This window comes from Streptomyces sp. NPDC043746 (genome assembly GCF_056436485.1).
In genome coordinates this window covers 93,900-119,011 of record NZ_JBWKCM010000022.1, presented here as the reverse complement: position 1 = coordinate 119,011, position 25,112 = coordinate 93,900, and the positions used below count along the sequence as shown (strand labels likewise).

Genomic DNA, 25,112 nt, shown 5'->3' with positions numbered 1-25,112 from the left:
TAGCGGGCAGGAGCCCCGTATGATCGGGTGACACCATCCGGCATGGCGGATCGGTCGTCGGGGAATCTACGCCTCAGCAACCGAGCCGACATAGCGGTCCGGACTGGCTGAACGCTAGAGGGCGGGTTTCACGGGGGCGAATCCCTGCCTATCCTGGAAGGGCCGCATACCGGTCGCCCCCGCGGCCGACGACGAGGAGGATCCCGTGCCGCTCTCGGAGCACGAGCAGCGCATGCTCGAGCAGATGGAGCGAGCGCTGTACGCCGAAGATCCCAAGTTCGCGACAGCGCTCGAGGGAAGCGGGCTGCGTACGTACACCCGTAAAAGGGTCTACCAGGCGGTCGCTGGCTTCCTGGTGGGTATCGCGCTCCTCATGGCCGGAATGGTCGCCCAGCAGATCTGGATCAGCGTGGTGGGGTTCCTCGTCATGCTCGGCTGCGCTGTGCTCGCGGTCACCGGCTGGCGCAAGGCGCCCAAGCCCGGTGAACAGCAGCAGGCCGCCGCGGACGGCGGCTCGCGCCACCGCCCAAGACAGCGCCGCTCGGTGATGAACCGCATCGAGCAGCGGTGGCAGCGCCGCCGCGACGAGCAGGGCCAGTAGGACACTTCCCGGCCCACGCCCCGCCGCCACGGCGGGACGGACCGCGCCGGGCACGAGGTACGACCCGAATGGCTGAGGGGCGCCCGCAGAACTGCGGGCGCCCCTCAGCCGTTGCGTTCCGGGTGCCGGTGCGGACCGGCAGGAACCTGCCGCCCGGTGCCCTGGTCGGCCCCGGCCTCCGTAGCCCGGGCCATCCGGGCCACCCCTACGGACCCGGTCGGCCCCGGCTCGCCAACCGGTCGCCCGCTGCCCGGCCCCGGGCGGCGGGCCGGAGCCCACCGCCCTTCGGGGCCTCCTCCTCAGCCGTGCTGGCGGGACAGTCCGCGCAGGCGGGCCGACCAGCGGCCCCGGCCCGGGCGGTCGGTCCACCACTGGACGAGCGACGCCCAGCGGTCCGAGACCGCCCACGCCACCCGAACGGCCGAGCGGGGTGCCAGCTTCGCCCGCAGCCGCGCTCCCCGGCCGGCGGAGACGTCGAGCCCCGCCCGTACCGCCAGCGCGTCCTCGGTGAGACCGGCCGCCGGGCGTGGTTCGGGGGCGTACAGCACCTGTTCCACCGCGCCCGCGATCCGGTGGACCGCCTCGGCCGCCATGATGTCGAGTCCGCCCAGCCGGACGATCCGGGCCGCCGCCTTCCGAGGCGTCAGCGACTCGTCCGGCGCGATGCCGTAGTCCCAGGCGCAGTCGGTGACCTCCTGCCAGGCGGCCAGGGCCCTGGCCGCCGCGTCCGCGGGCGTACGCCCCCCGGAACCGAGCCGCCGGTTCCGGGCCAGCGTCCGCCAGAGCAGCGGCAGCAGGGGCAGCAGCAGCGCCAGGAGCGCGCCGAGAACCATCAGCAGGACCGTGGACGCCGGGGTGCCGCCGTCGGTCGGGGCGACCGGGGCGGGCGCGGCGGAGGCGCCGCACTCACCCTGTCGGCGCATCTGCGGTGAGCAGCTCTCCGGGGCGGACGGAACCGCGGAGGGGGCGGCGGAGGCACCGGCCGACGGCTGCGCCGGATCGCTCGCACCACTCGTGGGGGTCTCCGGCAGGGTGTACGTCGGGGTGGTCCCCCGGCTCGGGGTGGGCTCGAACCGGGTCCACCCCACCCCCTCGAAGTACAGCTCCGGCCAGGCGTGCGCGTCGCGCAGCCCGACCGAGGTCGAGCCGTCCGCCTGGAGGGTCCCCGGTGTGAAGCCCACCGCGACCCGGGACGGGATATCGAGGGTCCGGGCCATCGCGGCCATCGTGAAGGAGAAGTGGACGCAGAACCCCTCCTTGTCCCGGAGGAACCGCGCTATGGCCGACGACCCCGTCCCCGAGCTGACCGAGGTGTTGTACGTGAAGCCGCCCTCGGAGGCGAACCAGCTCTGGAGCTTCACGGCCCGCTCGTAGGTGTTGGCCGACCCCTCGGTGATCTCCTCGGCCTGCTCGGCCACCACGGCCGGGAGGGAGTCGGGGACCCGGGTGTACTCGTCGAGCAGCTTCGGCGGCGGCGGTCCGGCCGCCGCCAGCTGGGCCGCGGTGGGCTCGACGACGAGGCTGGAGACCTGGTACTGCGCACCGCCGGTGTTCTGCCCCTTGTCACCGATGAGCGTGCGGCCCTCCGGCTCGTACCGCCAGCGGCCGTCGATCGAGACCTCGCTCGCCGGGTAGGGGAGCGGCAGGTAGTCCTGCTGGTACGAGGGCGAGGAGGAGATGTTCGTCCGGATCTCGGTGACGGCGACGTCCCGGCCCAGGCCGGTGGGCTGCGGCAGACGGCTGGGCACATCCGTCAGCCGCCGGGTGGAGGCGCGCCACTCGCTGCCGTTGAACTCGTCCAGGGACAGGATCCGCAGGTAGAGATCGCGCGGGTCCTGGGCGTTGGTGCGGTACGTCATCACCTCCCGGTTCTCCGGCTGGTTGAGGTTGTCCTTGAGCGAGACCAGCGGGTTCACCGCGGAGATCGTCCCGCCACCGCCGCCCCGGCCGCTCCCGCCGCCGGCGGAGCCCAGCAGACCGCTGTCCATGGCGGGCAGGGCGAGCGGGACGACCAGGGCGATGCCCAGCGCCAGCACACCGATGCGCCGCCCGTTGCGCACCGAGGCGGACGGGCTCCCGCCCCGGCCGGACAGCCCGTCCGACAGTCCGCCCGGGGACCGGCGGGCACCGCCGAAGACCCGCCCCCACTGGGAGAGCCGGTCGTGGCCCTCGGCCAGCAGGAGCAGCAGATAGCCCGAGGCGGCCAGCAGGAACCAGAGCCATCCCGTCCCGCCGTCACCGAGCCCCGCGGCGACGGAGTACAGCGCGAGCAGCGGCAGTCCGGCCGGGGCCGCGCTGCGGAACGTCACCGCGAGGGCGTCCACCGCCAGACCGACCAGCACCACTCCGCCGACCACCACGAGTCGGATGCCGTCCGTCATCGGGGCCGGGGTGGCGTACGTACCGATGTCCTCCCCGCCCGCCACCAGCAGCTCCCCGAGGCGCATGACGGCCTGCGGGCCCGGGAGCAGCCCGAACAGGGCGTGGTCCCGGGCGAAGACCACGGTCAGCAGGAGCAGGGTCGCCAGCATCTGGCAGGCGATCGTCAGCGACCGGGCCAGCGGGACGCGGCGGGCGAGCGCGCCCACCCCGCTCTGGGCCGCGAGCAGCAGCGCCGCCTGTGGGAGCCAGCCCACCCCCTCCACCAGGGGCAGCAGCGCCCCCGCGCCCAGGAGTGTCGCCGCGAAGGCGCACAGCGCCAGCCTGGCCCGCCCGCTCATGACCATCCCCCCGGGAAACCTGTCGGGTCGCCGTGCCCGGCGGACTCCGTGTCGGCGCGGAGCTGCCCGGCCAGCTGCCACAGCGCGGGCAGCTCGGCCGCCGGCGGTACGGGCACCGCGACCCAGCCGGCCTCCCGCAGCCGCCGCAGCCGCTCCTCGGCCCGCGCCGGAGCCGCCGGGCCCGCCGGGGAGCTGTCGCCCGTCCAGCGGGCGCTGTCCAGCACGAAGGCGACCGCCGCCCCGGCGCGCTGCCGCATCCGGGCCGCCACCGAGGTCTGCTCCTCGTCGAGATCGCCGAAGAACGCGATCAGCAGCCCCTCGTTGCTGCCGCGCAGTACGTCGTGGGCGCGCGAGAGCCCGCCGCCGTCGGAGTGGCCGACGACCGCGAGGGTGTCGAGCATCAGGCCCGCCGAGTCCGCGGACTCCTGGGTCGAGCCCGCGAAGCCGTCGGACCCCTCGCCGGGCACCGCGTTCCCGTCGTCCGTGAGCAGCCGTACGGCGAAGCCGCGCTCCAGCATGTGCACCAGCGCGGAGGCCGCCCCCGACACCGCCCACTCGAACGCCGAGTCCGGCCCGGCACCCGCGTAGGCGACCTGCCGGGTGTCGAGCAGCACCGTGCAGCGGGCCCGCTGCGGCTGCTCCTCGCGGCGCACCATCAGTTCGCCGTACCGCGCGGTGGAGCGCCAGTGAACCCGGCGCAGGTCGTCACCGTGGCGGTAGCCGCGCGGAATGATGTCGTCCTCACCGGCCAGGGCGAGCGAGCGCTGCCGTCCGTCCCCGTACCCCGAGGCCTCGCCCGCCAGCCGAAGCGGCGGCAGCGGCACCGTACGCGGGACGACGACGAGGGTGTCGTACGCGCTGAAGGAACGGGTCAGCTCGCACATCCCGAACGGGTCGTTGAGCCGCAGCTGCAACGGGCCCAGCGGATAGCGGCCGCGCAGGTCGGAGCGGACCCGGTAGGAGACCTCGCGGCGGCCGCCCGCCTCCACCCGGTCCAGCACGAACCGGGGCCGGGGCCCCAGCACGTACGGCACCCGGTCCTGGAGCATCAGCAGCCCCGTGGGGAGCCGGGAGACGTTGTCCATCCGCAGGTGCACCCGGGCCTCCGCGCCCGCCGGCACCCGGGACGGCGAGAGCCGCCGGGTCCCCGTCACCCGGTAGCGGGTGCGGTAGAGCACGATCACGCAGACCAGGGGCAGCACGGCCAGCAGCAGCCCGACGCGCAGCAGATCGCCCTGGCCCAGGACGTAGGCGCAGACGGCGGCGGCCACCCCGGCGGCCAGGAACGAGCGCCCCCGGGTGGTGAGCCCGCCCAGGGCCGCACGCAGCCCGCCCTTGCTGGAGCCGTCCTGTACGGCGCCGGACCCGCCGGCCGTCATCACAGCCGCCGGGTGCCGGGCTGCTGCTGGCCGTAGAGCGGGCGGCCCGCCCCGGCCCCGGTCCGGTCCGGAGGCACGGCGGCGCTGCCCGAGGTCGGGACCGGGGTGCGCTGGATGATCTCCAGCACCACCTGCTCCGCCGTGCGGCGGTTCAGCTGGGCCTGGGCGGTGGGCAGCAGCCGGTGGGCGAGGACCGGCGTGGCAAGCGCCTGGACGTCGTCCGGCAGGGCGTAGTCACGGCCGGACAGGGCCGCCGAGGCCTTCGCGGCGCGCAGCAGGTGCAGCGTGGCGCGCGGGGAGGCGCCGAGTCTGAGGTCGGGGTGGCTGCGGGTGGCCGCGACCAGCTCCACCGCGTACCGCCGCACGGCGTCGGCGACGTGCACCGTACGGACCGCGTCGATCAGCTTCACGATGTCGTGGGCGTGCGCCACCGGCTGGAGGTCGTCGAGCGGGGAGAGGCCCCCGTGCACGTCGAGCATCTGCAGTTCGGCCTCAGGGCTGGGGTAGCCGATGGAGACCCGGGCCATGAAGCGGTCGCGCTGGGCTTCGGGGAGCGGGTAGGTGCCCTCCATCTCCACCGGGTTCTGCGTGGCCACCACCATGAAGGGGTCGGGCAGCTCGTAGGTGTGCCCGTCGATGGTGACCTGGCGCTCCTCCATCGACTCCAGCAGCGCCGACTGCGTCTTCGGCGAGGCGCGGTTGATCTCGTCGCCGATCACGATCTGCGCGAAGATCGCGCCGGGCTTGAACTCGAAGTCGCGCCGCTGCTGGTCGTAGATCGACACACCGGTGATGTCGGACGGCAGCAGGTCCGGCGTGAACTGGATGCGGCGCACCGAGCAGTCGATGGACCGCGCCAGCGCCTTGGCCAGCATGGTCTTGCCCACCCCGGGGACATCCTCGATGAGGAGATGGCCCTCGGCGAGCAGCACGGTCAGCGAGAGCCGTACGACCTCGGGCTTGCCCTCGATCACACCCTCCACCGACCTGCGCACCCGCTCCACCGTGGTGGTCAGATCAGTGAGGCTCGCTCGATCGTCATAGGTCGTCACCCGGCCCTCCTCGGCCCTTTTGCGCATGGGCCGACGAACGTACCCGCCCGGCCCACCCCGAAATTCGGACACCCCTCCGGAAGGCCCGGAGGAGGTCACACCCGCATTCTTGTTGCCGTTACCGCTTCGTGTCACTTGCCTGTGGATAAGTGGGTGCGATTTGTCAGTCTCTGTCGCGTTTTGCGCGGTGGACCGGTGATCGGGCCGCGGAAACGAGCGGGGTGGGCGCCGGAGCCGGGGTGGGCGGGCGAGGAAGGGGCCGGGGGACGGGAGGGTCAGGAAGCGGGCTGGATCTCGCGGAGCAGGCCGGTGGTCACGTCGAAGACGAAGCCGCGGATGTCGTCGGTGTGCAGGAGGAACGGCGAGGTCCGCACGCGCTGCATCGACTGGCGCACGTCCTGGTCGGCGTCGGTGTAGGCCTCGACCGCCCAGACCGGCCGCTGGCCGACCTCGCGCTCCAGGTCCTGCCGGAACTCCTCGGTGATGGACTCCAGGCCGCAGCCCGTGTGGTGGATGAGGACGATGCTGCGGGTGCCGAGCGCCCGCTGGCTGATGGTGAGCGAGCGGATGACGTCGTCGGTGACGACCCCGCCGGCGTTGCGGATGGTGTGGCAGTCGCCGAGTTCGAGACCCAGCGCGGCGTGGAGGTCGAGGCGGGCGTCCATGCAGGCGACGATGGCAACCTGGAGGACCGGCTTGGCGTCCATTCCGGGATCGCGGAAGTCCTTGGCGTACCGGGAGTTCGCCTCGACCAGCTGATCGGTGACCTGGCCCCCCTCGCGGACCGCCGTGGCGGTGGGCGTCACGGACGGGGCGGGGGAGTGAGCGGAAGTCGACATGGTTACGACGTTAGCCTTCCCACCTGTTCCGGACGGGCTGTGAGAGCGGACAAAGAACATCAACGCGTCTTGTTGTGAGCTAACCCACAAGCACCAGGAAACGCGCCCACCCGGGTGATGCCGCCGCTTCCGGACGGGTGGCGCGACGCGCTGTCCGGTTCGTTGATCGCGAATCGAACCGATGGCAGGGTGGACTAAAGTAACGCGAAGTCACCACCTCGAACGCCGTAACAGCCCGTCATACCCCCGCTTCGCACACCCTGCACCTCCTGCATATTCCGTTTTTCACCCGTGATGTGCGGCGTACGTGCGGCCCGGCCCTCTCCCGCTCCCGGTCGGCCGACGCCCCTTCCCCGGCGCCGGCGGGCCTCCCCTTCGGAGCGGGCGGGGACCAGGACGTACGTACCGGCCGCGCGGGACAGAGCCTGAGAGGGCGCATTGAGCCAGACCCGACACGTCCCGGTGATGCTCCAGAGGTGTCTGGACCTGTTGGCCCCGGCTCTCCAGGACCAGGCCCACCCGCAGCCCGTGGTCGTCGACTGCACCCTCGGCCTCGGCGGCCACAGCGAGGCCCTGCTGGAGGCCTTCCCCACCGCCCGGTTGATCGCCCTGGACCGGGACAAGGAGGCGCTGCGGCTCTCCGGCGAACGGCTCGCCCCCTACGGCGACCGCGCCACCCTCGTCCATGCCGTCTACGACGAACTCCCCGACGTCCTCGCCCGGCTCGGCGTCCCCAAGGTGCAGGGCGTCCTCTTCGACCTCGGCGTCTCCTCCATGCAGCTCGACGAGGCCGACCGCGGCTTCGCGTACGCCCAGGACGCCCCGCTCGACATGCGCATGGACCAGACCACCGGCATCGGCGCGGCCGAGGTGCTCAACACCTACCCGCCGGGCGAGCTGGTGCGGATCCTGCGCGCGTACGGGGAGGAGAAGCAGGCCAAGCGAATCGTCTCCGCCGTCGTGCGCGAGCGCGAGAAGGAGCCGTTCAGCAACAGCGCCCGGCTCGTCGAGCTGATCCGCGACGCCCTGCCCCAGGCCGCCAAGCGCACCGGCGGCAACCCGGCCAAGCGGACCTTCCAGGCCCTGCGCATCGAGGTCAACGGCGAGCTGAGCGTCCTGGAGCGGGCCATCCCGGCGGCCGTGGAGAGCCTCGCCGTCGGCGGCCGGATCGCCGTCCTCTCGTACCACTCGCTGGAGGACCGGCTGGTGAAGCAGGTCTTCGCGGCCGGTGCCGCCAACACCGCGCCCCCCGGCCTGCCCGTCGTTCCCGAGCGCTACCAGCCCCGCCTGAAGCTCCTCACCCGGGGCGCCGAGCTGCCCACGGAGGAGGAGGTCGCCGAGAACCGGCGCGCCGCCCCCGCCCGGCTCCGCGGCGCCCAGCGCATCCGCGAGGACGAGCGATGAACACTCCGGGGGGCGCGCGGTGAGCAGGCCGGCCGCACCGCTGAAAGGGCGGGCCGGACGGCTCGCCCGGATGCTGCCGTCCACGGGACCCAGCAGCGCGGCCCGCACCCCCTTCGTCCTGCTGGTCGTGCTCCTGCTGGGCGGCGGGCTCATCACCCTGCTCCTGCTGAACTCGGCGCTCAACGAAGGATCGTTCAGGCTCAGCAAGCTCAAGCGGGAGACCACCGAGCTGACCGACGAGCAGCAGGCCCTCCAGCGCGACGTCGACAGCTACTCCCAGCCCGGCGCCCTGGAGCGCCGCGCCCGGGAACTGGGCATGGTCCCCGGCGGCAGCCCCGCCTTCCTCAACCCGGACGGCACGGTCCGCGGGGTCCCCACGACGGCCACCGCCCCGCCCCCGTCACCCAGCCCGAGTGCCGACGCCGACCCGAGCGCCGATCCCGGTGCCGGTCCGAACACAGCGGTGAGCCCCGGCGCGACGCCCGCAGGCGGCGCGCAGGCCGACAGAGCAGCTGCCGGCGCACCCCCGGCCGCTCCGGGCGCCGACGCGTCCCCCGGCGCCGCCCCCTCACCGGGCGCACCCCCGGAGACCGAGGCCCAGGGAGCCACCGACCCCGACCCCGCCACGGAGAACCCCCCGGCGACCCCGACCCCGTCCCCGACCACCCCCGGCAGGTGACGCAGTGCCGCCCAAGGAACCGCCGCGCCGCCGCGTACCCGGCCCGGCGCGCCCCCGCAACGGAGCCAACGGCCGCTCCGGGGCGCGCCCCCCGGCCCGCGGGTCCCGCCCCGCCCCCGGCCGTACCACCGCACGCGGGCGAGCACCCCGGACCCTGCGCCTGGGCAGCGCGCGCCCCCGGCTCCGCCTGGTCAGCCTCGGACTCACGCTGGTCATGCTGGTCTTCGTGGCCCGGCTCCTCCAGGTCCAGGCCGTCGACGCCTCCGCGTACACGGCCAAGGCCGAGAAGAACCGCTACCTGGAGTACACGGTCGCCGCCGAACGCGGGGAGATCACCGACCGCAAGGGCGTCACCCTGGCCACCAGCGTCGACGCGCACACCATCACGGCCGACCCGAAGATGTTCACGCCCGAGGAGAGCAAGGTCCCCGACGCACCCCAGCAGGCCGCCGCCCTGCTCGCCCCGATCCTCGGCAAGGACGTCGACGAGATCGTCAAGAAGCTCTCCACCCCCAAGAGCCGCTACACCGTGCTCGCCCACCGGCAGACCCCCCAGGTCTGGAAGCAGATCAAGGACCTCAAGGCCGTCCTCGCGGAGAAGGCCCTGGAGGACAAGCGCAACGGTGGCACGGGCGCCAACGTCCTGGCCGGGGTCCTCCAGGAGCCGACCACCAAGCGGGTCTACCCCAACGGGGATCTCGCCGCCGGGATACTGGGTTTCGTCAGCGCCGACGGCAAGGGCGGCGGCGGACTGGAATCCCAGCTCGACAAGCAGCTCGCGGGCGAGGACGGCAAGGTCCGCTACGCCCAGTCCGGCGGCCGCCGCGTCCCCACCGCCGGAGGCAGCGAGGTCCCGGCCGTGCCCGGCTCCGACATCGAGCTGACGATCGACCGTGACATCCAGTGGGCCGCACAGAAGGCCATCAGCGACCAGGTCGCCAAGTCCAAGGCCGACCGCGGTTACGTGATCGTCCAGAACACCCGTACCGGCGAGCTGCTGGCCATGGCCAACGCGCCCGGCTACGACCCCAACGACCTCTCCCAGGCCACCTCCGCCTCGCTCGGCAACGCGGCTCTCCAGGACGTGTACGAGCCAGGCTCCACCAGCAAGGTCATGTCGATCGCCGCCGTGCTGGAGGAGGGGGCCGCCACGCCCGGCACCCATGTCACCGTGCCCAACCGGCTGCACCGCGGCGACCGGCTCTTCAAGGACGACGTCGACCACCCCACCTGGTACCTCACGCTCAACGGGGTCCTCGCCAAGTCCAGCAACATCGGCACCATCCTGGCGACCGGTCAGCTCGGCAGGACCCAGGCCGAGTCCAACCAGGTCCTCTACTCCTACCTGCGCAAGTTCGGCCTCGGTGCCAGGACCGGGCTCGGCTATCCCGGCGAGTCGCCCGGCCTGCTGGCCCACCCCAAGGACTGGTCGACCTCGCAGCAGTACACGATCCCCTTCGGCCAGGGGCTCTCCATCAACGCCGTCCAGGCAGCCTCGGTCTACTCCACGGTGGCCAACGGCGGGGTCCGCATCGCCCCCACGCTCGTCCGCGGCACCAAGGGCGCCGACGGCCGCTACACCCCCGCCGACGCGCCCGAGGAGACCCGGGTGGTCAGCGAGAAGACCGCCAAGACCCTGGCGGCCATGCTGGAATCCGTCGTCGACGACCAGGAGGGCACCGGCACCAAGGCCGCCATCCCCGGCTACCGGGTGGCGGGCAAGACCGGCACCGCCAACCGGGTCGACCCGGTCCGCGGTGTCTACAAGGGCTACACGGCCTCCTTCGCCGGCTTCGCCCCGGCCGACGATCCGCAGATCACCGTCTACTGCGCGATCCAGAACCCCACCAAGGGAAGCTACTTCGGCGGCCAGATCTGCGGCCCGATCTACAAGCAGGTCATGGAGTTCGCCCTCAAGACGCTCCAGGTCCCACCGTCCGGCAGCAAGCCGCCCCGGCTGCCGGTGTCCTTCAAACCCGGCGAGTGAACACGGGAATGCGCGAGCATCCCCCCAAGGGAACCCTCAGTGACAACCATCACCCCTGATCCCGGGAACCGGAACGAGAACTTCCCCGGACCCGGTGCCTCGCTTCGCGAGAGCCCGCACCGGCCCGGTACGCTCACCGCCGTGCCCCACGCTGATCAGTCCCAAACCTCTCAGAAGGACGCGCCTGTGACCTACCCGGGAGCGCCCCGACCGGACCGGCTCCGGCCCACCCCCCTCGGCGAGCTGGCCGGACGGCTCGGCGTCGAAGCGGCCGGACCCGGTGAGGTCACCGGCATCACCCACGACTCGCGGGCCGTGCGACCCGGCGACGTCTACGCGGCCCTGCCCGGCGCCCGCTTCCACGGCGCCGACTTCGCCGCCCAGGCCGCCGGCCTCGGCGCCGCCGCCGTCCTCACCGACCCGGCCGGGGGCGACCGCGCCGCCGCCACCGGACTACCGGTCCTGGTCACCGAGGACCCGCGCGCCGTCATGGGCGAGCTGGCCGCCGACATCTACGGGCGGCCCGGCATCGGCCTCCTCCAGATCGGCATCACCGGAACCTCCGGCAAGACCACCACCGCCTACCTCGTCGAGGGCGGACTGCGCGCCGCCGGCCGCCCCACCGGGCTCATCGGCACCGTCGAGATGCGCATCGGCGACGAGCGCATCAAGTCCGAACGCACCACCCCCGAAGCCACCGACCTCCAGGCCCTCTTCGCCGTCATGCGCGAACGCGGCGTCGAGGCCGTCGCCATGGAGGTCTCCAGCCACGCCCTGGTGCTCGGCCGGGTCGACGGCTGCGTCTTCGACGTCGCCGTCTTCAACAACCTCAGCCCGGAGCACATGGAGTTCCACTCCGGCATGGAGGACTACTTCCAGGCCAAGGCCCAGCTCTTCACCCCCGAGCGCAGCCACCGCGGCGTGGTCAACTTCGACGACGAGTACGGCCGCAGGCTCATCACCGAGTCCGGCGTCCCCGTCACCACCTTCTCCGCCGAGGGCCACCCCGACGCCGACTGGCACGCCGAGGACGTCAAGGTCGGCCCCCAGGACAGCACCTTCACCGTCGTCGGCCCGGGCGGCGAGCGGATCACCGCCCGCGCCCCGCTGCCCGGCCCGTTCAACGTCGCCAACACCCTCGCCGCGATCGTCACCCTGGCCGTCGCGGGCGTGGACCCGCAGACCGCCGCCGACGGCATCGCCGCCGTCCCCGGTGTCCCGGGCCGACTGGAGCGGGTGGACGCCGGACAGCCCTACCTCGCCGTCGTCGACTACGCGCACAAGACCGACGCCGTCGAGTCCGTCCTGCGCTCCCTGCGCAAGGTCACCGAGGGCAGGGTGCACATCGTCCTCGGCTGCGGCGGCGACCGCGACACCACCAAGCGCGGCCCGATGGGCGCCGCCGCCGCCCGCCTCGCCGACACCGCCGTCCTGACCTCCGACAACCCCCGCTCCGAGGACCCCCTCGCGATCCTCGCCGCCATGCTCTCCGGCGCCGCCGAGGTCCCCGTCCACGAGCGCGGCGACGTCCTGGTCGACGCCGACCGCGCCGCGGCCATCGCCGCCGCCGTGGCCCGCGCCGAACCCGGCGACACCGTCCTCGTCGCCGGCAAGGGCCACGAACAGGGCCAGGACATCCACGGGGTCGTACGCCCCTTCGACGACCGCAAGGTCCTGCACGACGCCATCGAGCGGTCCCGGGGGCGCACCGGCGCACCGGACCGCGCCCCTCACCACGAGAACAACAGTCAGGGATGACCAAGTGATCACCCTTTCCCTCGCCGAGATCGCCGAAATCGTCGGCGGGCAGCCGCACGACATACCGGACCCGGCAGTCACCGTCACCGGCCCCGTCGTCATCGACTCCCGCGAGGTCGCGCCCGGCAGCCTGTTCGCCGCGTTCGCCGGCGAACGCGTGGACGGCCACGACTACGCGCAGCGCGCCGTCGAGGCGGGCGCGGCAGCCGTCCTGGCCGCCCGCCCCGTCGGTGTTCCGGCGATCGTCGTGAACGACGTCGTCGGCGCGCTCGGCGCGCTGGCCCGTACCGTCGTCGACCGCCTCGGCACCACCGTCGTCGCACTCACCGGCTCCGCGGGCAAGACGTCCACCAAGGACCTCATCGCGCAGCTCCTCCAGCGCAAGGCCCCCACGGTCTGGACGCCGGGCTCCCTCAACAACGAGATCGGCCTGCCGCTCACCGCCCTGAGCGCCACCTCCGAGACCCAGCACCTGGTCCTGGAGATGGGCGCCCGCGGCATCGGGCACATCCACTACCTGGCCGAGCTGACCCCGCCCCGCATCGGCCTGGTCCTCAACGTCGGCTCCGCCCACCTCGGGGAGTTCGGCAGCCGCGAGGCGATCGCCCAGGCCAAGGGCGAGCTGGTCGAGGCGCTCCCCGCGGACGGCTGCGCCGTGCTCAACGCCGACGACCCACTCGTACGCGCGATGGCTTCGCGCACCGAGGCCCGCGTCCTGCTCTTCGGAGAAGCCCCGGAAGCGGACGTACGGGGCGAGAAGGTCCGGATGACCCCCGACGGGCGGGCCGCTTTCCAGCTCCACACACCCACCGGGTGCAGCGACGTGACCTTGCGCCTGTACGGTGAGCACCACGTGTCGAACGCGCTCGCCGCGGCCGCCGTCGCGCATGAGTTGGGCATGTCCGTGACCGAGATCGCCGAGGCGCTCTCGGAGGCGGGCACCCTCTCCCGCTGGCGCATGGAGGTCACCGAGCGCGGGGACGGTGTGACGGTCGTCAACGACGCCTACAACGCGAACCCCGAATCCATGAGAGCCGCACTGCGTGCGCTGGCTGCCATGGGCCAGGCCCGAGCGGCCGACGGGGGGCGCACCTGGGCGGTGCTCGGTCAGATGGCCGAGCTGGGTGACGCGTCGCTCGCCGAGCACGACGCGGTCGGACGGCTCGCCGTCCGGCTCAACGTCAGCAAGCTCGTCGCTGTCGGGGGGAGAGAAGCCTCCTGGCTGCAACTGGGCGCATATAACGAGGGTTCGTGGGGTGAGGAGTCGGTGCACGTGTCCGACGCGCAGGCGGCCGTCGACCTGTTGCGCAGTGAACTGCGCCCGGGAGACGTCGTGCTGGTGAAGGCGTCCCGGTCGGTCGGCCTGGAGAAGGTCGCCCAGGCACTGCTGGAGAACTCGACCGAGGGCGAGGTCGCCGGCCGATGAGGCAGATCCTCTTCGCGGGGGCCATCGGGCTCTTCCTGACCCTGGTCGGTACCCCGCTGCTCATCAAGCTGCTGGCCCGCAAGGGATACGGGCAGTTCATCCGGGACGACGGCCCGCGCACGCACGGCAGCAAGAAGGGCACGCCCACGATGGGCGGCATCGCCTTCATCCTGGCGACGCTCATCGCGTACGTCCTCGCGAAGGTCATCACGGGCGAGTCGATGAGCTTCTCCGGGCTCCTCGTCCTGTTCCTGATGGCCGGGATGGGCCTCGTCGGCTTCCTCGACGACTACATCAAGATCGTCAAACAGCGTTCGCTCGGCCTGCGGGCCAAGGCGAAGATGGCCGGCCAGCTGATCGTCGGCATCGCCTTCGCGGTGCTCTCGCTCCAGTTCGCGGACTCCCGGGGCAACACCCCCGCCTCCACCCGGCTCTCCTTCGTGGAGGACTTCGGCTGGTCGATCGGCCCGGTGCTGTTCTGCGTCTGGGCGCTGTTCATGATCCTCGCCATGTCCAACGGCGTGAACCTCACGGACGGCCTGGACGGACTGGCCACCGGCGCCTCCGTGATGGTCTTCGGCGCCTACACCTTCATCGGCCTCTGGCAGTTCCAGGAGTCCTGCGCCAACGCGGACAACCTGACCAACCCCAGCGCCTGTTTCGAGGTACGCGACCCACTCGACCTCGCCGTCGTCGCCTCCGCCCTCATGGGCGCCTGCTTCGGCTTCCTGTGGTGGAACACCTCGCCCGCCAAGATCTTCATGGGCGACACCGGTTCGCTCGCCCTCGGCGGCGCCCTCGCGGGCCTCGCGATCCTCTCCCGCACCGAGTTCCTGCTCGCCATCCTCGGCGGCCTCTTCGTGATGATCACCATGTCCGTGGTCATCCAGGTCGGTTCGTTCAAGATGACCGGGAAGCGGGTCTTCCGGATGGCGCCGCTCCAGCACCACTTCGAACTCAAGGGGTGGTCCGAAGTCCTTGTGGTGGTCCGCTTCTGGATCATCCAGGGCATGTGCGTGATCGTCGGCCTGGGCCTCTTCTACGCGGGATGGGCAGCCAAGAAGTGAGCACCGTGGACTGGCAGGGCAAGCACGTCACCGTCGCCGGACTCGGCGTCAGCGGCATCCCCGCGGCCCGCGCCCTGCACGAGCGCGGCGCGATCGTCACCGTCGTCAACGACGGCGACGACGAACGCGCCCGCGCGCAGGCCGCCGAACTGGAGGCGCTCGGCATCACCGTGCGCCTCGGCGACGGCGCCACCCTGCCGCCGTCCACCCAGCTCGTCGTCACCGCCCCCGGCTGGCAGCCGGACAAACCGCTCTTCCTGGCTGCCGCCGAGGCGGGCGTGGACATCTGGGGCGACGTCGAACTCGCCTGGCGGCTGCGCGGCACGGGCGGTCGCAAGGCCGCGCCCTGGCTCGCCGTCACCGGCACCAACGGCAAGACCACCACCGTACGGATGCTGGCCTCGATCCTGGAGGCGGCCGGGCTGCGCACCGCGGCGGTCGGCAACATCGGCGTATCGCTGCTGGACGCCGTGCTCGGGGAGCAGGAGTACGACGTCCTCGCCGTCGAACTCTCCAGCTACCAGCTGCACTGGGCGCCCTCCCTGCGCGCCCACTCCGCCGCCGTCCTCAACCTCGCCCCGGACCACCTCGACTGGCACGGCTCGATGGAGGCGTACGCGGCCGACAAGGGCCGGATCTACGAGGGCAACACGGTCGCCTGCGTCTACAACGCCGCCGACCCCGCCACCGAGCACCTGGTCCGCGAGGCCGACGTCGAGGAAGGCTGCCGTGCCATCGGCTTCACCCTCGCAGCGCCCGGCCCCTCGCAGCTCGGTGTGGTCGACGGCATCCTCGTCGACCGGGCCTTCGTGGCCAACCGCCACAAGCAGGCCCAGGAGCTGGCCGAGGTCTCCGACGTCGACCCCCCGGCCCCGCACAACATCGCCAACGCGCTCGCCGCCGCCGCCCTCGCCCGCGCCTTCGGCGTGGAACCGGCCGCCGTACGGGACGGGCTGCGCGCCTTCCGCCCCGACGCCCACCGCATCGAACACGTCGCGGACATCGGGGAGGTGGCCTACGTCGACGACTCCAAGGCCACCAACACCCACGCCACCGAAGCCTCCCTCGCCGCCTACGACTCCATCGTCTGGATCGCCGGCGGCCTCGCCAAGGGAGCCACCTTCGACGAGCTGGTCACCGGCGCGGCGAAGCGGCTGCGCGGGGTCGTGCTGATGGGCGCCGACCGCGCGCTGATCCGCGAAGCCCTGGCGCGACACGCCCCGGAAGTCCCGGTGGTCGACCTCGACCGCACCGACACTGGGGCCATGTCCGAGGCGGTCGAGCACGCCGCCCGGCTCGCCCGGCCGGGCGACACGGTACTGCTGGCCCCGGCCTGCGCCTCGATGGACATGTTCACCAACTACAACAAGCGGGGCGAGGCGTTCGCGGACGCGGTCCGCGCACACGCCGGGAAGAGCGCCTGACCGACCGGGCTCAGCGCCGGGGTCGAGCCCCCGGGCACGAGCAGTGGAGGGGACAGCGACAATGCCGGCCGAGAAGAGCTCCGCCGTACGCGGTCGGCGCCCCGCACCACCCCGTGGTGCAGGGCGCGGCTCCCGGCCCTCCCGCACCCGGCGCGGGAGCGGTGTACGGGGCCTCTACGAGCAGGCACGCAGGGCCTGGGACCGGCCGCTGACCGCCTACTACGTGATCCTCGGCGGCAGCCTGCTGATCACCGTGCTCGGGCTCGTGATGGTCTACTCCGCCTCGATGATCAAGGCGTTGACCATCGACGAGTCGTCGACGTACTTCTTCGGCAAGCAGTTCGTCGCCGCCGTCATCGGGGGCGTGCTCATGCTGGTCGCCTCCCGCATGCCGGTGAAGCTCCACCGAGCCCTGGCCTATCCGATACTCATGGTCACGGTCTTCCTGATGGTCCTGGTCCAGGTGCCGGGGATCGGGCTCTCCCGCGGCGGCAACCAGAACTGGATCTACATCGCCGGGCCCTTCCAGCTCCAGCCCAGCGAGTTCGGCAAGCTCGCGCTCATCCTGTGGGGCGCCGACCTGCTCGCCCGCAAACAGGACAGGCGGTTGCTGACGCAGTGGAAGCACATGCTCGTCCCGCTCGTCCCGGTCGCCTTCATGATCCTCGGACTGATCATGCTCGGCGGCGACATGGGGACCGCGATCATTCTCACGGCCATTCTCTTCGGGCTGCTCTGGCTGGCCGGCGCACCCACCAGGCTCTTCGCCGGAGTGCTCGGCTTCGCCGCCGTCATCGCGTTCCTGCTGATCTGGACCAGCCCCAACCGGATGTCCCGGCTCTCCTGCATGGGCATCATCGGTGAACCCGACCCGGACGAGGGCTGCTGGCAGGCCGCGCACGGAATCTACGCTCTGGCCTCCGGCGGGTGGTTCGGTTCCGGGCTCGGTGCGAGTGTGGAAAAATGGGGCCAACTCCCGGAACCCCACAACGACTTCATCTTCGCGATCACCGGTGAGGAGCTGGGTCTGGCGGGGACGCTGTCCGTGCTCGCCCTCTTCGCGGCTCTAGGCTATGCAGGTATCCGCGTGGCCGGACGCACGGAGGACCCCTTCGTGAGGTTTGCCGCGGGAGGCGTGACCACCTGGATCATGGCCCAGGCCGTGATCAACATCGGTGCGGTGCTCGGCCTGTTGCCGATCGCCGGTGTCCCCCTCCCGCTGTTCTCCTACGGGGGGTCCGCCCTGCTGCCGACGATGTTCGCGGTCGGGCTCATGATCGCCTTCGCGCGGGACGATCCCGCCGCGAAGGCGGCCCTGTCCATGCGGAGGCCCAGGGTGGGATGGAAGACGATGAGACGGCGCATCAAGAAGCGTCCGTCCGGAGAGCGGTGAATTTCGGTGCATGTCGTACTCGCCGGCGGGGGGACCGCCGGACACATCGAGCCCGCGCTTGCCCTCGCAGACGCCCTGCGCAGGCAGGACCCGACCGTGGGAATCACGGCCCTCGGCACGGAACGCGGCCTGGAGACCAGGCTCGTACCCGAGCGGGGGTACGAGCTGGCTCTCATCCCGGCCGTCCCCCTGCCCCGCAAGCCCACCCCCGAGCTGATCACCGTCCCGGGCCGGCTGCGCGGCACCATCAAGGCCGCCGAGCAGGTCCTGGAACGCACCAAGGCGGACTGCGTGGTCGGCTTCGGCGGATACGTCGCCCTGCCCGGCTATCTCGCGGCCAAGCGCGTCGGCGTGCCGATCGTGGTCCACGAGGCCAACGCGCGCCCGGGCCTCGCCAACAAGATCGGCTCGCGGTACGCCCACGGGGTCGCCGTCTCCACGCCGGACAGCAAGCTGCGCGGCGCCCGCTACATCGGCATCCCGCTGCGCCGCACCATCGCCACCCTGGACCGCGCCCGGGTCCGCCCGGAGGCCCGCGCCTCCTTCGGCCTCGACCCCAACCTGCCCACGCTGCTGGTCTCCGGCGGCTCGCAGGGGGCCCGCCACCTCAACGAGGTCGTCCAGCGGGTCGCACCGCTGCTCCAGCGCTCGGGGATCCAGATCCTCCATGTGGTCGGCCCGAAGAACGAATTGCCGCGGATCGACAACATGCCCGGGATGCCGCCGTACATCCCGGTACCGTACGTGGACCGGATGGACCTCGCGTACGCCGCGGCCGACATGATGCTCTGCCGCGCGGGCGCGATGACCGTCGCCGAACTCTCCGCCGTCGGGCTCCCCGCCGCCTACGTCCCGCTGCCCATCGGCAACGGCGAACAGCGGCTGAACGCCCAGCCGGTGGTCAACGCGGGCGGCGGACTGCTGGTGGACGACGCGGCGCTGACCCCCGAGTGGGTGCAGTCCAACGTCCTGCCGGTGCTGTCGGACCCGCACCGGCTGTACGAAATGTCCCGTGCCGCCGCCGAGTTCGGTCGGCGCGACGCCGACGACCTGCTCGTCGGCATGGTGTACGAAGCGATCGCCTCACGCCAGTAGGCGTGCGGCGCCAGGCGGTGCGGACCCGGGGCGGGCGCCCCGGGTCCGGTGAAGGAGCGAGCGTGGCCGGACCGACGACCGCCCAGCGCGGCGCAGCGGGGCGGGCGGACGCCCCCGCCCGCCCGCCGCATCCCGGGCCCGAGGGGCGCCGGATCGGCCGCCGTACGACGGCCGTCCTGATCGCCCTCGCGGCGGCCCTCCTCGTCGCGTTCGCCGTCTGGGCGCTCTACGGCTCCTCCTGGCTCCGCGTCGAACGCGTCTCCACCTCCGGTCTGCGGGTGCTGACCCGCGAGGAGGTGGAGGCGGTCGCCGCGGTGCCGGTCGGGGCGCCCCTGATCTCCGTGGACACCGACGCCATCGAGGCCCGGTTGAGCCAGAAGTTGCCTCGTGTCGACAGAGTGGATGTCGTACGGTCCTGGCCGCACGGCATCCGTCTTAAGGTGACCGAACGCAGACCGGTCCTGCTGATCGAAAAGGGTGCGAAGTTCGTCGAAGTGGACGCGACGGGCACCCGGTTCGCCACGGTGGAGCGCGCACCGAAGGGCGTACCCGTACTGGAGCTGGCCCCCGCCAAGTCGGCGAGTCTGCGCCGGTTCGGCGGCGACCGCCTGCTGGCGGAAGCCGTCCAGGTCGTGGGCGAACTGCCCAAGGGCGTCGCCAAGGACACCGAGGCCGTACGGGTCACCTCGTACGACGCGATCTCCTTGCGGCTCACCCGGGACCGGGTGGTGATCTGGGGCAGTAGTGAGGCCGGGCCGGTGAAGGCGCGGGTTCTCACCGCTCTCATGAAGGCCGCCCCCAAAGCGGGACACTTCGACGTGAGTGCCCCCACCGCCCCGGCGGTATCAGCGAGTTGACGTGCATTTGTGCTGGCCAGCACCCTGGTTGGTCACCGCTACGGGTGATCACATAGGGTGAAAAGAAAAACGGGAGGTTCGGCGTGTTCGTTGAACGGGCGCCACTTGTCGACTTACTGTCCTGTTCGGAAGAGTCCAGGAAGCAGACGCACTGGTAACCCTAAACTTGAACGTTAGGGTTTGGGTCGGCGTTCGGACCGTCCCCATCGACATCAGTCGTCGCCGCGGTTCCACCGCAGAGCGACGACACGTAACTCGAGGCGAGAGGCCTTCGACGTGGCAGCACCGCAGAACTACCTCGCAGTCATCAAGGTCATCGGTGTCGGCGGCGGTGGTGTCAATGCCATCAACCGAATGATCGAGGTCGGCCTCAAGGGCGTCGAGTTCATCGCGATCAACACGGACGCACAGGCCCTGTTGATGAGCGACGCCGACGTCAAGCTCGACGTCGGCCGCGAACTCACCCGGGGCCTCGGCGCCGGGGCGAACCCGGCCGTCGGTCGTAAGGCGGCAGAGGACCACCGTGAGGAGATCGAGGAGGTCCTCAAGGGGGCCGACATGGTCTTCGTCACCGCCGGCGAAGGCGGCGGCACCGGCACCGGCGGCGCACCCGTCGTCGCCAACATCGCGCGCTCGCTGGGCGCCCTGACGATCGGTGTGGTCACCCGCCCGTTCACCTTCGAGGGCCGGCGACGCGCCAACCAGGCGGAGGACGGCATCGCCGAACTCCGCGAAGAGGTCGACACCCTCATCGTCATCCCCAACGACCGCCTGCTGTCCATCTCGGACCGCCAGGTCAGCGTGCTCGACGCCTTCAAGTCGGCCGACCAGGTCCTGCTCTCGGGTGTCCAGGGCATCACCGACCTGATCACCACCCCGGGCCTGATCAACCTGGACTTCGCCGACGTCAAGTCGGTCATGTCCGAGGCCGGATCGGCGCTGATGGGCATCGGCTCGGCGCGCGGCGACGACCGCGCGGTCGCGGCGGCGGAGATGGCGATCTCCTCGCCGCTGCTGGAGGCGTCCATCGACGGCGCCCGGGGAGTCCTGCTCTCCATCTCCGGCGGCAGCGATCTCGGTCTCTTCGAGATCAACGAGGCCGCCCAGCTGGTGAGCGAGGCGGCTCACCCCGAGGCCAACATCATCTTCGGTGCCGTCATCGACGACGCCCTCGGCGACGAGGTCCGGGTCACCGTGATCGCGGCAGGGTTCGACGGCGGACAGCCGCCGGCCCGGCGCGAGAGCGCCCTCGGTGCCACCGCCAACAAGAGGGAGGAGCCGGCCGCCCCGGCCAGGTCCGCCCCCGAGCCCGCGCGTCCGACGGGCGGACTCGGTTCGGTGCCGCCGCGCGAGGAGGCCCCGGCCCCGGCCGAGCCCGCCCCCGCGTCGGCCGCGAACGAGAGCCCGCTCTCGCCGGCCTCCCCGCCGCACGTCCCGCCGGCCCGTCCCTACCAGGACACCCAGGCCGAAGAGCTGGACGTACCGGACTTCTTGAAGTGATAGCCCAGCATCCGGCGGACTCCGCCACGGGCAGCGCTCATTTCGCCTTCACCGATCGGTGGGGCGGGGTGAGCGCCGCTCCGTACGGTGAACTCAACCTCGGCGGCGCGGTCGGTGACGACCCCGCCGCCGTCGGCGCGAACCGCGAGCGCGCGGCCCGCCGCCTCGGCCTCGACCCGGCCTCGGTCGTCTGGATGAACCAGGTGCACGGCCGGGAGGTGGCGGTGGTCGACGGACCCTGGGACCCGGAAGCGGAGATCCCGGCCGTGGACGCGCTGGTGACCACGCGGCGCGGACTGGCGCTCGCGGTCCTCACCGCCGACTGCACCCCGGTCCTCCTGGTCGATCCGGTCGCCGGAGTCGTGGGGGCGGCGCACGCCGGGCGGCCGGGGCTGGTCGCCGGAGTCGTGCCCGCGGTGGTCGAGGCCATGACCGCGCTGGGCGCACGCCCCTCCCGGATCACCGCGCACACCGGACCGGCCGTCTGCGGCCGGTGCTACGAAGTGCCGGAGGAGATGAGGGCCGAGGTCGCGGAAGCCGTCCCCGGCACCTGGGCCGAGACCAGCTGGGGGACCCCCGCGGTGGACGTCACCGGCGGAGTCCACGCCCAACTCGCCGCCCTCGGGGTGGGCGACCTGCACCGTTCGCCGGTCTGCACCCGTGAATCGGGCGATCACTTCTCGTACCGCCGCGACCGCACCACCGGGCGGCTCGCCGGATATGTCTGGTTGGACTGATAGGGCATGACGGACCGTAAGGCTCACATCGCGGCGAATCTCGCACAGGTGGAGGAAAGGATCGCCTCCGCCTGTGCCGCGGCCGGCCGCAAGCGCGAGGAGGTGACCCTGATCGTGGTCACCAAGACCTACCCCGCGAGCGATGTGCGGATCCTGCATGAACTGGGTGTGCGTCATGTCGCCGAGAATCGTGACCAGGACGCGGCACCGAAAGCCACCGCTTGTGCGGATCTTTCTCTGACATGGCACTTTGTCGGACAACTCCAGACGAACAAGGTTCGTTCTGTGACGGGTTATGCCGATGTCGTGCAGTCGGTGGACCGGATCAAGCTCGTCACCGCCCTCTCGGCCGCCGCGGTCCGGGCCGAGCGCGAACTCGGCTGCCTGATCCAGGTCGCCCTGGACGCGGAGAGCGGTCAGCGCGGTGAGCGCGGCGGGGCCGCGCCGGACGGGATCGAGGAGTTGGCGGCCGCGGTCGACGCGGCCGACGGTCTCCGGCTGGACGGCCTGATGACCGTGGCGCCTCTGGCCGGACCGTTTGCCGGCAGGCAACGGGCCGCGTTCGACCGGCTGATGGAATTCTCCACCCGCCTGCGCGCCGGTCATCCGGCTGCGACCATGGTCTCCGCGGGGATGAGCGGGGATCTGGAGGACGCGGTGGCGGCCGGAGCGACACATGTACGCGTCGGTACGGCGGTACTCGGAGTCCGACCCCCGCTCCGGTAACGTCGCGAAGCAGGTCGGACCACAGCAGAAAATATGGTCATTACCCAGCACAACGGGCAGACCACCGTGGATCGCTGGCACTTGGTGACGAATGCCGATCCACCACAGAGCGGAGGACTCAGAGAATGGCCGGCGCGATGCGCAAGATGGCGGTCTACCTCGGCCTCGTGGAGGACGATGGGTATGACGGCCGGGGCTTCGACCCCGATGACGACTTCGAGCCCGAGCCGGAGCCCGAGCGGCGTCGGCACCAGCCCCCGCACCAGGTGGAACGCGAGCGCGAGCGGGAGCGCGAAAGGGACGAACCGGTACGAGTGGTGCAGCCTCCCGCTCCGCGGGAGCCGGTTCAGCTCCCCGCGGAAAGCGGGCGACCCGCCCGAATCGCCCCCGTGGCATCCATCACACCCGAACGTCCGAACATGGAGAAGAACGCACCGGTGATCATGCCCAAGGTCGTGTCCGAGCGGGAGCCCTACCGCATCACCACGCTGCACCCCAGGACCTACAACGAGGCCCGTACCATCGGGGAACACTTCCGCGAGGGCACCCCGGTGATCATGAACCTCACGGAGATGGACGACACGGACGCGAAGCGACTTGTCGACTTTGCCGCAGGACTCGTCTTCGGGCTCCATGGCAGCATTGAGCGCGTGACGCAGAAGGTGTTCCTGTTGTCGCCTGCTAACGTCGATGTCACGGCGGAGGACAAGGCCCGCATCGCAGAGGGCGGATTCTTCAACCAGAGCTGAGAACACGACACCGGGAACAACCCGGCCGCGAGGCCGGAGCTACGAGAGCCAGGGGAGAGGGAAGCGCGGGACATGGGCGTCGCACGGGATGTGGTCTATATCGCGCTGATGTGTTTCCTCATCGTGCTGATCTTCCGGCTCGTCATGGACTACGTCTTCCAGTTCGCACGTTCATGGCAACCCGGCAAGGCGATGGTGGTCGTTCTCGAGGCCACCTACACTGTGACCGATCCACCACTCAAGCTTCTGCGGCGGTTCATCCCGCCGCTGCGTCTCGGGGGCGTGGCACTCGACCTGTCCTTCTTCGTTCTGATGATCATCGTCTACATCCTGATCAGCGTTGTGATCAGGTTGTGAGCGATACGGTCTTGCCGACTGCCGACGACTACGTAGAGGTGAAGAAGAGATGCCGTTGACCCCCGAGGACGTGCGGAACAAGCAGTTCACGACCGTCCGCCTCCGAGAAGGCTATGACGAGGACGAGGTCGATGCCTTTCTCGACGAGGTCGAAGCGGAGCTGACCCGTCTGCTCCGTGAGAACGAGGACCTGCGCGCCAAACTGGCCGCTGCTACGCGCGCCGCCGCGCAGAATCAGCAGCAACAGCAACAGCAACAGCAACAGCAGCAGGGAATGCGCAAGCCCCCGGAGCAGCAGGACCGGCCCGGTGCCCCCGTGCCCGCCGCCATATCCGGACCGCCGCAGCAGCAGCAGCCGCCGCAGATGGGTCCGCCCCAGCTGCCCGGTGGCGCGCCGCAGCTGCCTGCCGGCCCCAGTGGTCACGGCCCCCAGGGCCACGGCGGCCCGCAGGGTCCGCACGGCCCCGGCCCGATGCAGGGCGGTCCCATGGGTGGCCCGATGGGCGGCCCCATGGGTCAGCACCCCCAGCAGCAGATGCAGCAGATGCAGCAGCCGCCGCAGATGCAGCAGCAGGGGCAGGGCCCCGGTGGCGACAGTGCCGCCCGTGTCCTCTCGCTCGCGCAGCAGACCGCCGACCAGGCGATCGCGGAGGCCCGTTCCGAGGCCAACAAGATCGTCGGCGAGGCGCGCAGCCGTGCCGAGGGTCTGGAGCGCGACGCGCGCGCCAAGGCCGACGCCCTGGAGCGGGACGCGCAGGAGAAGCACCGCGTGGCGATGGGCTCGCTGGAGTCGGCCCGCGCGACGCTGGAGCGCAAGGTCGAGGACCTGCGCGGCTTCGAGCGCGAGTACCGCACGCGGCTGAAGTCCTACCTGGAGAGCCAGCTGCGTCAGCTGGAGACCCAGGCGGACGACTCGCTCGCCCCGCCGCGTACGCCGGCCGCCGCTTCGCTGCCGCCGTCGCCCTCGCTGGCTCCGGCCGGTGCGGGTGCGATGGGTCACTCCATGGGCAGCTCCAACCACGGTGGCCACAGTGGCCAGCAGATGGGTGGCGGCCAGTCCATGGGCGGTGCGCCGTCCTACGGCGGGCAGCAGCAGATGTCGCCCGCGATGACGCAGCCGATGGCGCCGGTTCGGCCGCAGGCGCCGCAGCCGATGCAGCAGGCGCCGTCGCCGATGCGGGGCTTCCTGATCGACGAGGACGACAACTGAGCGGGGCGCGCTCGCTGGGCGCGTGCGCGTAGCCGTCGGCAGTCAGGGCCGGGGGGGGGGGGGGGGGTCCCCCGCCCAGGCCACCTTTTCTTGTGGGGTTTCCCTTTCTACCGGCAGGGGCGATTGTGGGAGGGGAAGGAGGGTGGGGGCAC

General features: G+C 71.7%; 21 protein-coding genes. 17 read left to right on the top strand and 4 right to left on the bottom strand.

Features of this window, described 5'->3' with window-relative positions:
• Positions 1-205 precede the first annotated feature (205 nt).
• Positions 206-601: a DUF3040 domain-containing protein gene (locus AC0682_RS22820; protein WP_019764029.1), complete on the top strand. Its 396-nt coding sequence runs from the start codon at positions 206-208 to the stop codon at positions 599-601.
• Positions 602-900: 299 nt separating this feature from the next.
• Here the strand turns inward: AC0682_RS22820 and AC0682_RS22815 are convergent, their stop codons facing one another.
• The 4 genes from AC0682_RS22815 to AC0682_RS22800 all read right to left on the bottom strand — a co-directional run bounded on the left by AC0682_RS22815 (position 901) and on the right by AC0682_RS22800 (position 6,591).
• Positions 901-3,321 carry a transglutaminase TgpA family protein gene (locus AC0682_RS22815; protein WP_478534859.1) on the bottom strand — a complete coding sequence of 807 codons (2,421 nt, stop codon included), beginning with the start codon at positions 3,319-3,321 and terminating at the stop codon, positions 901-903.
• A complete protein-coding gene (locus tag AC0682_RS22810; protein ID WP_254812744.1) occupies positions 3,318-4,700 on the bottom strand; it encodes a DUF58 domain-containing protein in 1,383 nt (460 codons plus the stop codon). Before AC0682_RS22810 ends, AC0682_RS22815 begins: the two co-directional genes overlap by 4 nt.
• Positions 4,700-5,752: an AAA family ATPase gene (locus tag AC0682_RS22805; RefSeq protein ID WP_254812745.1), complete on the bottom strand. Its 1,053-nt coding sequence runs from the start codon at positions 5,750-5,752 to the stop codon at positions 4,700-4,702. Before AC0682_RS22805 ends, AC0682_RS22810 begins: the two co-directional genes overlap by 1 nt.
• A 275-nt stretch (positions 5,753-6,027) precedes the next feature.
• Positions 6,028-6,591, bottom strand: coding sequence for a beta-class carbonic anhydrase (locus AC0682_RS22800; RefSeq protein WP_254812746.1), 564 nt, complete (start codon positions 6,589-6,591; stop codon positions 6,028-6,030).
• A 438-nt stretch (positions 6,592-7,029) separates the two neighbouring features.
• Here AC0682_RS22800 and rsmH point away from each other — a divergent pair, with 438 nt between their 5' ends.
• The 16 genes from rsmH to AC0682_RS22720 all read left to right on the top strand — a co-directional run bounded on the left by rsmH (position 7,030) and on the right by AC0682_RS22720 (position 24,960).
• Positions 7,030-7,995, top strand: a complete 966-nt coding sequence (gene rsmH, locus AC0682_RS22795; RefSeq protein WP_254812747.1) for a 16S rRNA (cytosine(1402)-N(4))-methyltransferase RsmH — start codon at positions 7,030-7,032, stop codon at positions 7,993-7,995.
• Positions 7,996-8,014: 19 nt separating this feature from the next.
• Complete coding sequence (ftsL, locus tag AC0682_RS22790) at positions 8,015-8,674, top strand: cell division protein FtsL (protein WP_478534858.1); 660 nt, start codon at positions 8,015-8,017, stop codon at positions 8,672-8,674.
• A gap of 4 nt (positions 8,675-8,678) precedes the next feature.
• A complete protein-coding gene (locus AC0682_RS22785; protein ID WP_478534857.1) occupies positions 8,679-10,661 on the top strand; it encodes a peptidoglycan D,D-transpeptidase FtsI family protein in 1,983 nt (660 codons plus the stop codon).
• A 39-nt stretch (positions 10,662-10,700) separates the two neighbouring features.
• Complete coding sequence (locus AC0682_RS22780) at positions 10,701-12,419, top strand: UDP-N-acetylmuramoyl-L-alanyl-D-glutamate--2,6-diaminopimelate ligase (RefSeq protein ID WP_437441641.1); 1,719 nt, start codon at positions 10,701-10,703, stop codon at positions 12,417-12,419.
• 4 nt (positions 12,420-12,423) lie between these two features.
• A complete protein-coding gene (locus AC0682_RS22775) occupies positions 12,424-13,845 on the top strand; it encodes a UDP-N-acetylmuramoyl-tripeptide--D-alanyl-D-alanine ligase (RefSeq protein ID WP_254812751.1) in 1,422 nt (473 codons plus the stop codon).
• Positions 13,842-14,912: a phospho-N-acetylmuramoyl-pentapeptide-transferase gene (gene mraY, locus AC0682_RS22770; RefSeq protein WP_478534856.1), complete on the top strand. Its 1,071-nt coding sequence runs from the start codon at positions 13,842-13,844 to the stop codon at positions 14,910-14,912. Before AC0682_RS22775 ends, mraY begins: the two co-directional genes overlap by 4 nt.
• The gene (gene murD, locus AC0682_RS22765) at positions 14,894-16,336 is read left to right on the top strand and encodes a UDP-N-acetylmuramoyl-L-alanine--D-glutamate ligase (RefSeq protein WP_478534855.1); all 1,443 of its coding nucleotides are present in this window, start codon (positions 14,894-14,896) and stop codon (positions 16,334-16,336) included. Before mraY ends, murD begins: the two co-directional genes overlap by 19 nt.
• A 61-nt stretch (positions 16,337-16,397) precedes the next feature.
• Entirely contained in the window at positions 16,398-17,729 is a 1,332-nt protein-coding gene (gene ftsW / locus AC0682_RS22760) for a putative lipid II flippase FtsW (RefSeq protein ID WP_478534854.1), read from the top strand.
• Between the two features lie 6 nt (positions 17,730-17,735).
• Positions 17,736-18,824 (top strand): undecaprenyldiphospho-muramoylpentapeptide beta-N-acetylglucosaminyltransferase, encoded by a 1,089-nt coding sequence (murG, locus tag AC0682_RS22755; protein ID WP_254812755.1) that lies wholly within the window; start codon positions 17,736-17,738, stop codon positions 18,822-18,824.
• A gap of 62 nt (positions 18,825-18,886) precedes the next feature.
• Positions 18,887-19,681, top strand: coding sequence for a cell division protein FtsQ/DivIB (locus AC0682_RS22750; RefSeq protein WP_478534853.1), 795 nt, complete (start codon positions 18,887-18,889; stop codon positions 19,679-19,681).
• A 276-nt stretch (positions 19,682-19,957) separates the two neighbouring features.
• Positions 19,958-21,181 (top strand): cell division protein FtsZ, encoded by a 1,224-nt coding sequence (gene ftsZ / locus AC0682_RS22745; RefSeq protein WP_254812756.1) that lies wholly within the window; start codon positions 19,958-19,960, stop codon positions 21,179-21,181.
• Complete coding sequence (pgeF, locus tag AC0682_RS22740) at positions 21,178-21,918, top strand: peptidoglycan editing factor PgeF (protein WP_302885881.1); 741 nt, start codon at positions 21,178-21,180, stop codon at positions 21,916-21,918. The genes ftsZ and pgeF overlap by 4 nt, the downstream gene beginning before the upstream one ends.
• 6 nt (positions 21,919-21,924) lie before the next feature.
• Positions 21,925-22,644 carry a YggS family pyridoxal phosphate-dependent enzyme gene (locus AC0682_RS22735; protein ID WP_254812758.1) on the top strand — a complete coding sequence of 240 codons (720 nt, stop codon included), beginning with the start codon at positions 21,925-21,927 and terminating at the stop codon, positions 22,642-22,644.
• Positions 22,645-22,769: 125 nt separating this feature from the next.
• Positions 22,770-23,393 carry a cell division protein SepF gene (locus tag AC0682_RS22730; protein ID WP_019764749.1) on the top strand — a complete coding sequence of 208 codons (624 nt, stop codon included), beginning with the start codon at positions 22,770-22,772 and terminating at the stop codon, positions 23,391-23,393.
• 72 nt (positions 23,394-23,465) lie between these two features.
• The gene (locus AC0682_RS22725; protein WP_254812759.1) at positions 23,466-23,750 is read left to right on the top strand and encodes a YggT family protein; all 285 of its coding nucleotides are present in this window, start codon (positions 23,466-23,468) and stop codon (positions 23,748-23,750) included.
• Positions 23,751-23,799: 49 nt separating this feature from the next.
• Positions 23,800-24,960, top strand: coding sequence for a DivIVA domain-containing protein (locus AC0682_RS22720; RefSeq protein WP_478534852.1), 1,161 nt, complete (start codon positions 23,800-23,802; stop codon positions 24,958-24,960).
• The last annotated feature ends 152 nt before the right edge of the window (positions 24,961-25,112 follow it).

What these genes read in the sequence shown, in the direction of transcription:
- AC0682_RS22720 (WP_478534852.1), top strand. Translation starts at nt 23,800, where the DNA reads ATGCCGTTGACCCCCGAGGACGTGCGGAACAAGCAGTTCACGACCGTC.
- AC0682_RS22725 (WP_254812759.1), top strand. Translation starts at nt 23,466, where the DNA reads ATGGGCGTCGCACGGGATGTGGTCTATATCGCGCTGATGTGTTTCCTC.
- AC0682_RS22810 (WP_254812744.1), bottom strand. Translation starts at nt 4,700, where the DNA reads ATGACGGCCGGCGGGTCCGGCGCCGTACAGGACGGCTCCAGCAAGGGC.
- AC0682_RS22815 (WP_478534859.1), bottom strand. Translation starts at nt 3,321, where the DNA reads ATGAGCGGGCGGGCCAGGCTGGCGCTGTGCGCCTTCGCGGCGACACTC.
- ftsW (WP_478534854.1), top strand. Translation starts at nt 16,398, where the DNA reads ATGCCGGCCGAGAAGAGCTCCGCCGTACGCGGTCGGCGCCCCGCACCA.
- AC0682_RS22735 (WP_254812758.1), top strand. Translation starts at nt 21,925, where the DNA reads ATGACGGACCGTAAGGCTCACATCGCGGCGAATCTCGCACAGGTGGAG.
- mraY (WP_478534856.1), top strand. Translation starts at nt 13,842, where the DNA reads ATGAGGCAGATCCTCTTCGCGGGGGCCATCGGGCTCTTCCTGACCCTG.
- AC0682_RS22800 (WP_254812746.1), bottom strand. Translation starts at nt 6,591, where the DNA reads ATGTCGACTTCCGCTCACTCCCCCGCCCCGTCCGTGACGCCCACCGCC.
- murD (WP_478534855.1), top strand. Translation starts at nt 14,894, where the DNA reads ATGGGCAGCCAAGAAGTGAGCACCGTGGACTGGCAGGGCAAGCACGTC.
- AC0682_RS22730 (WP_019764749.1), top strand. Translation starts at nt 22,770, where the DNA reads ATGGCCGGCGCGATGCGCAAGATGGCGGTCTACCTCGGCCTCGTGGAG.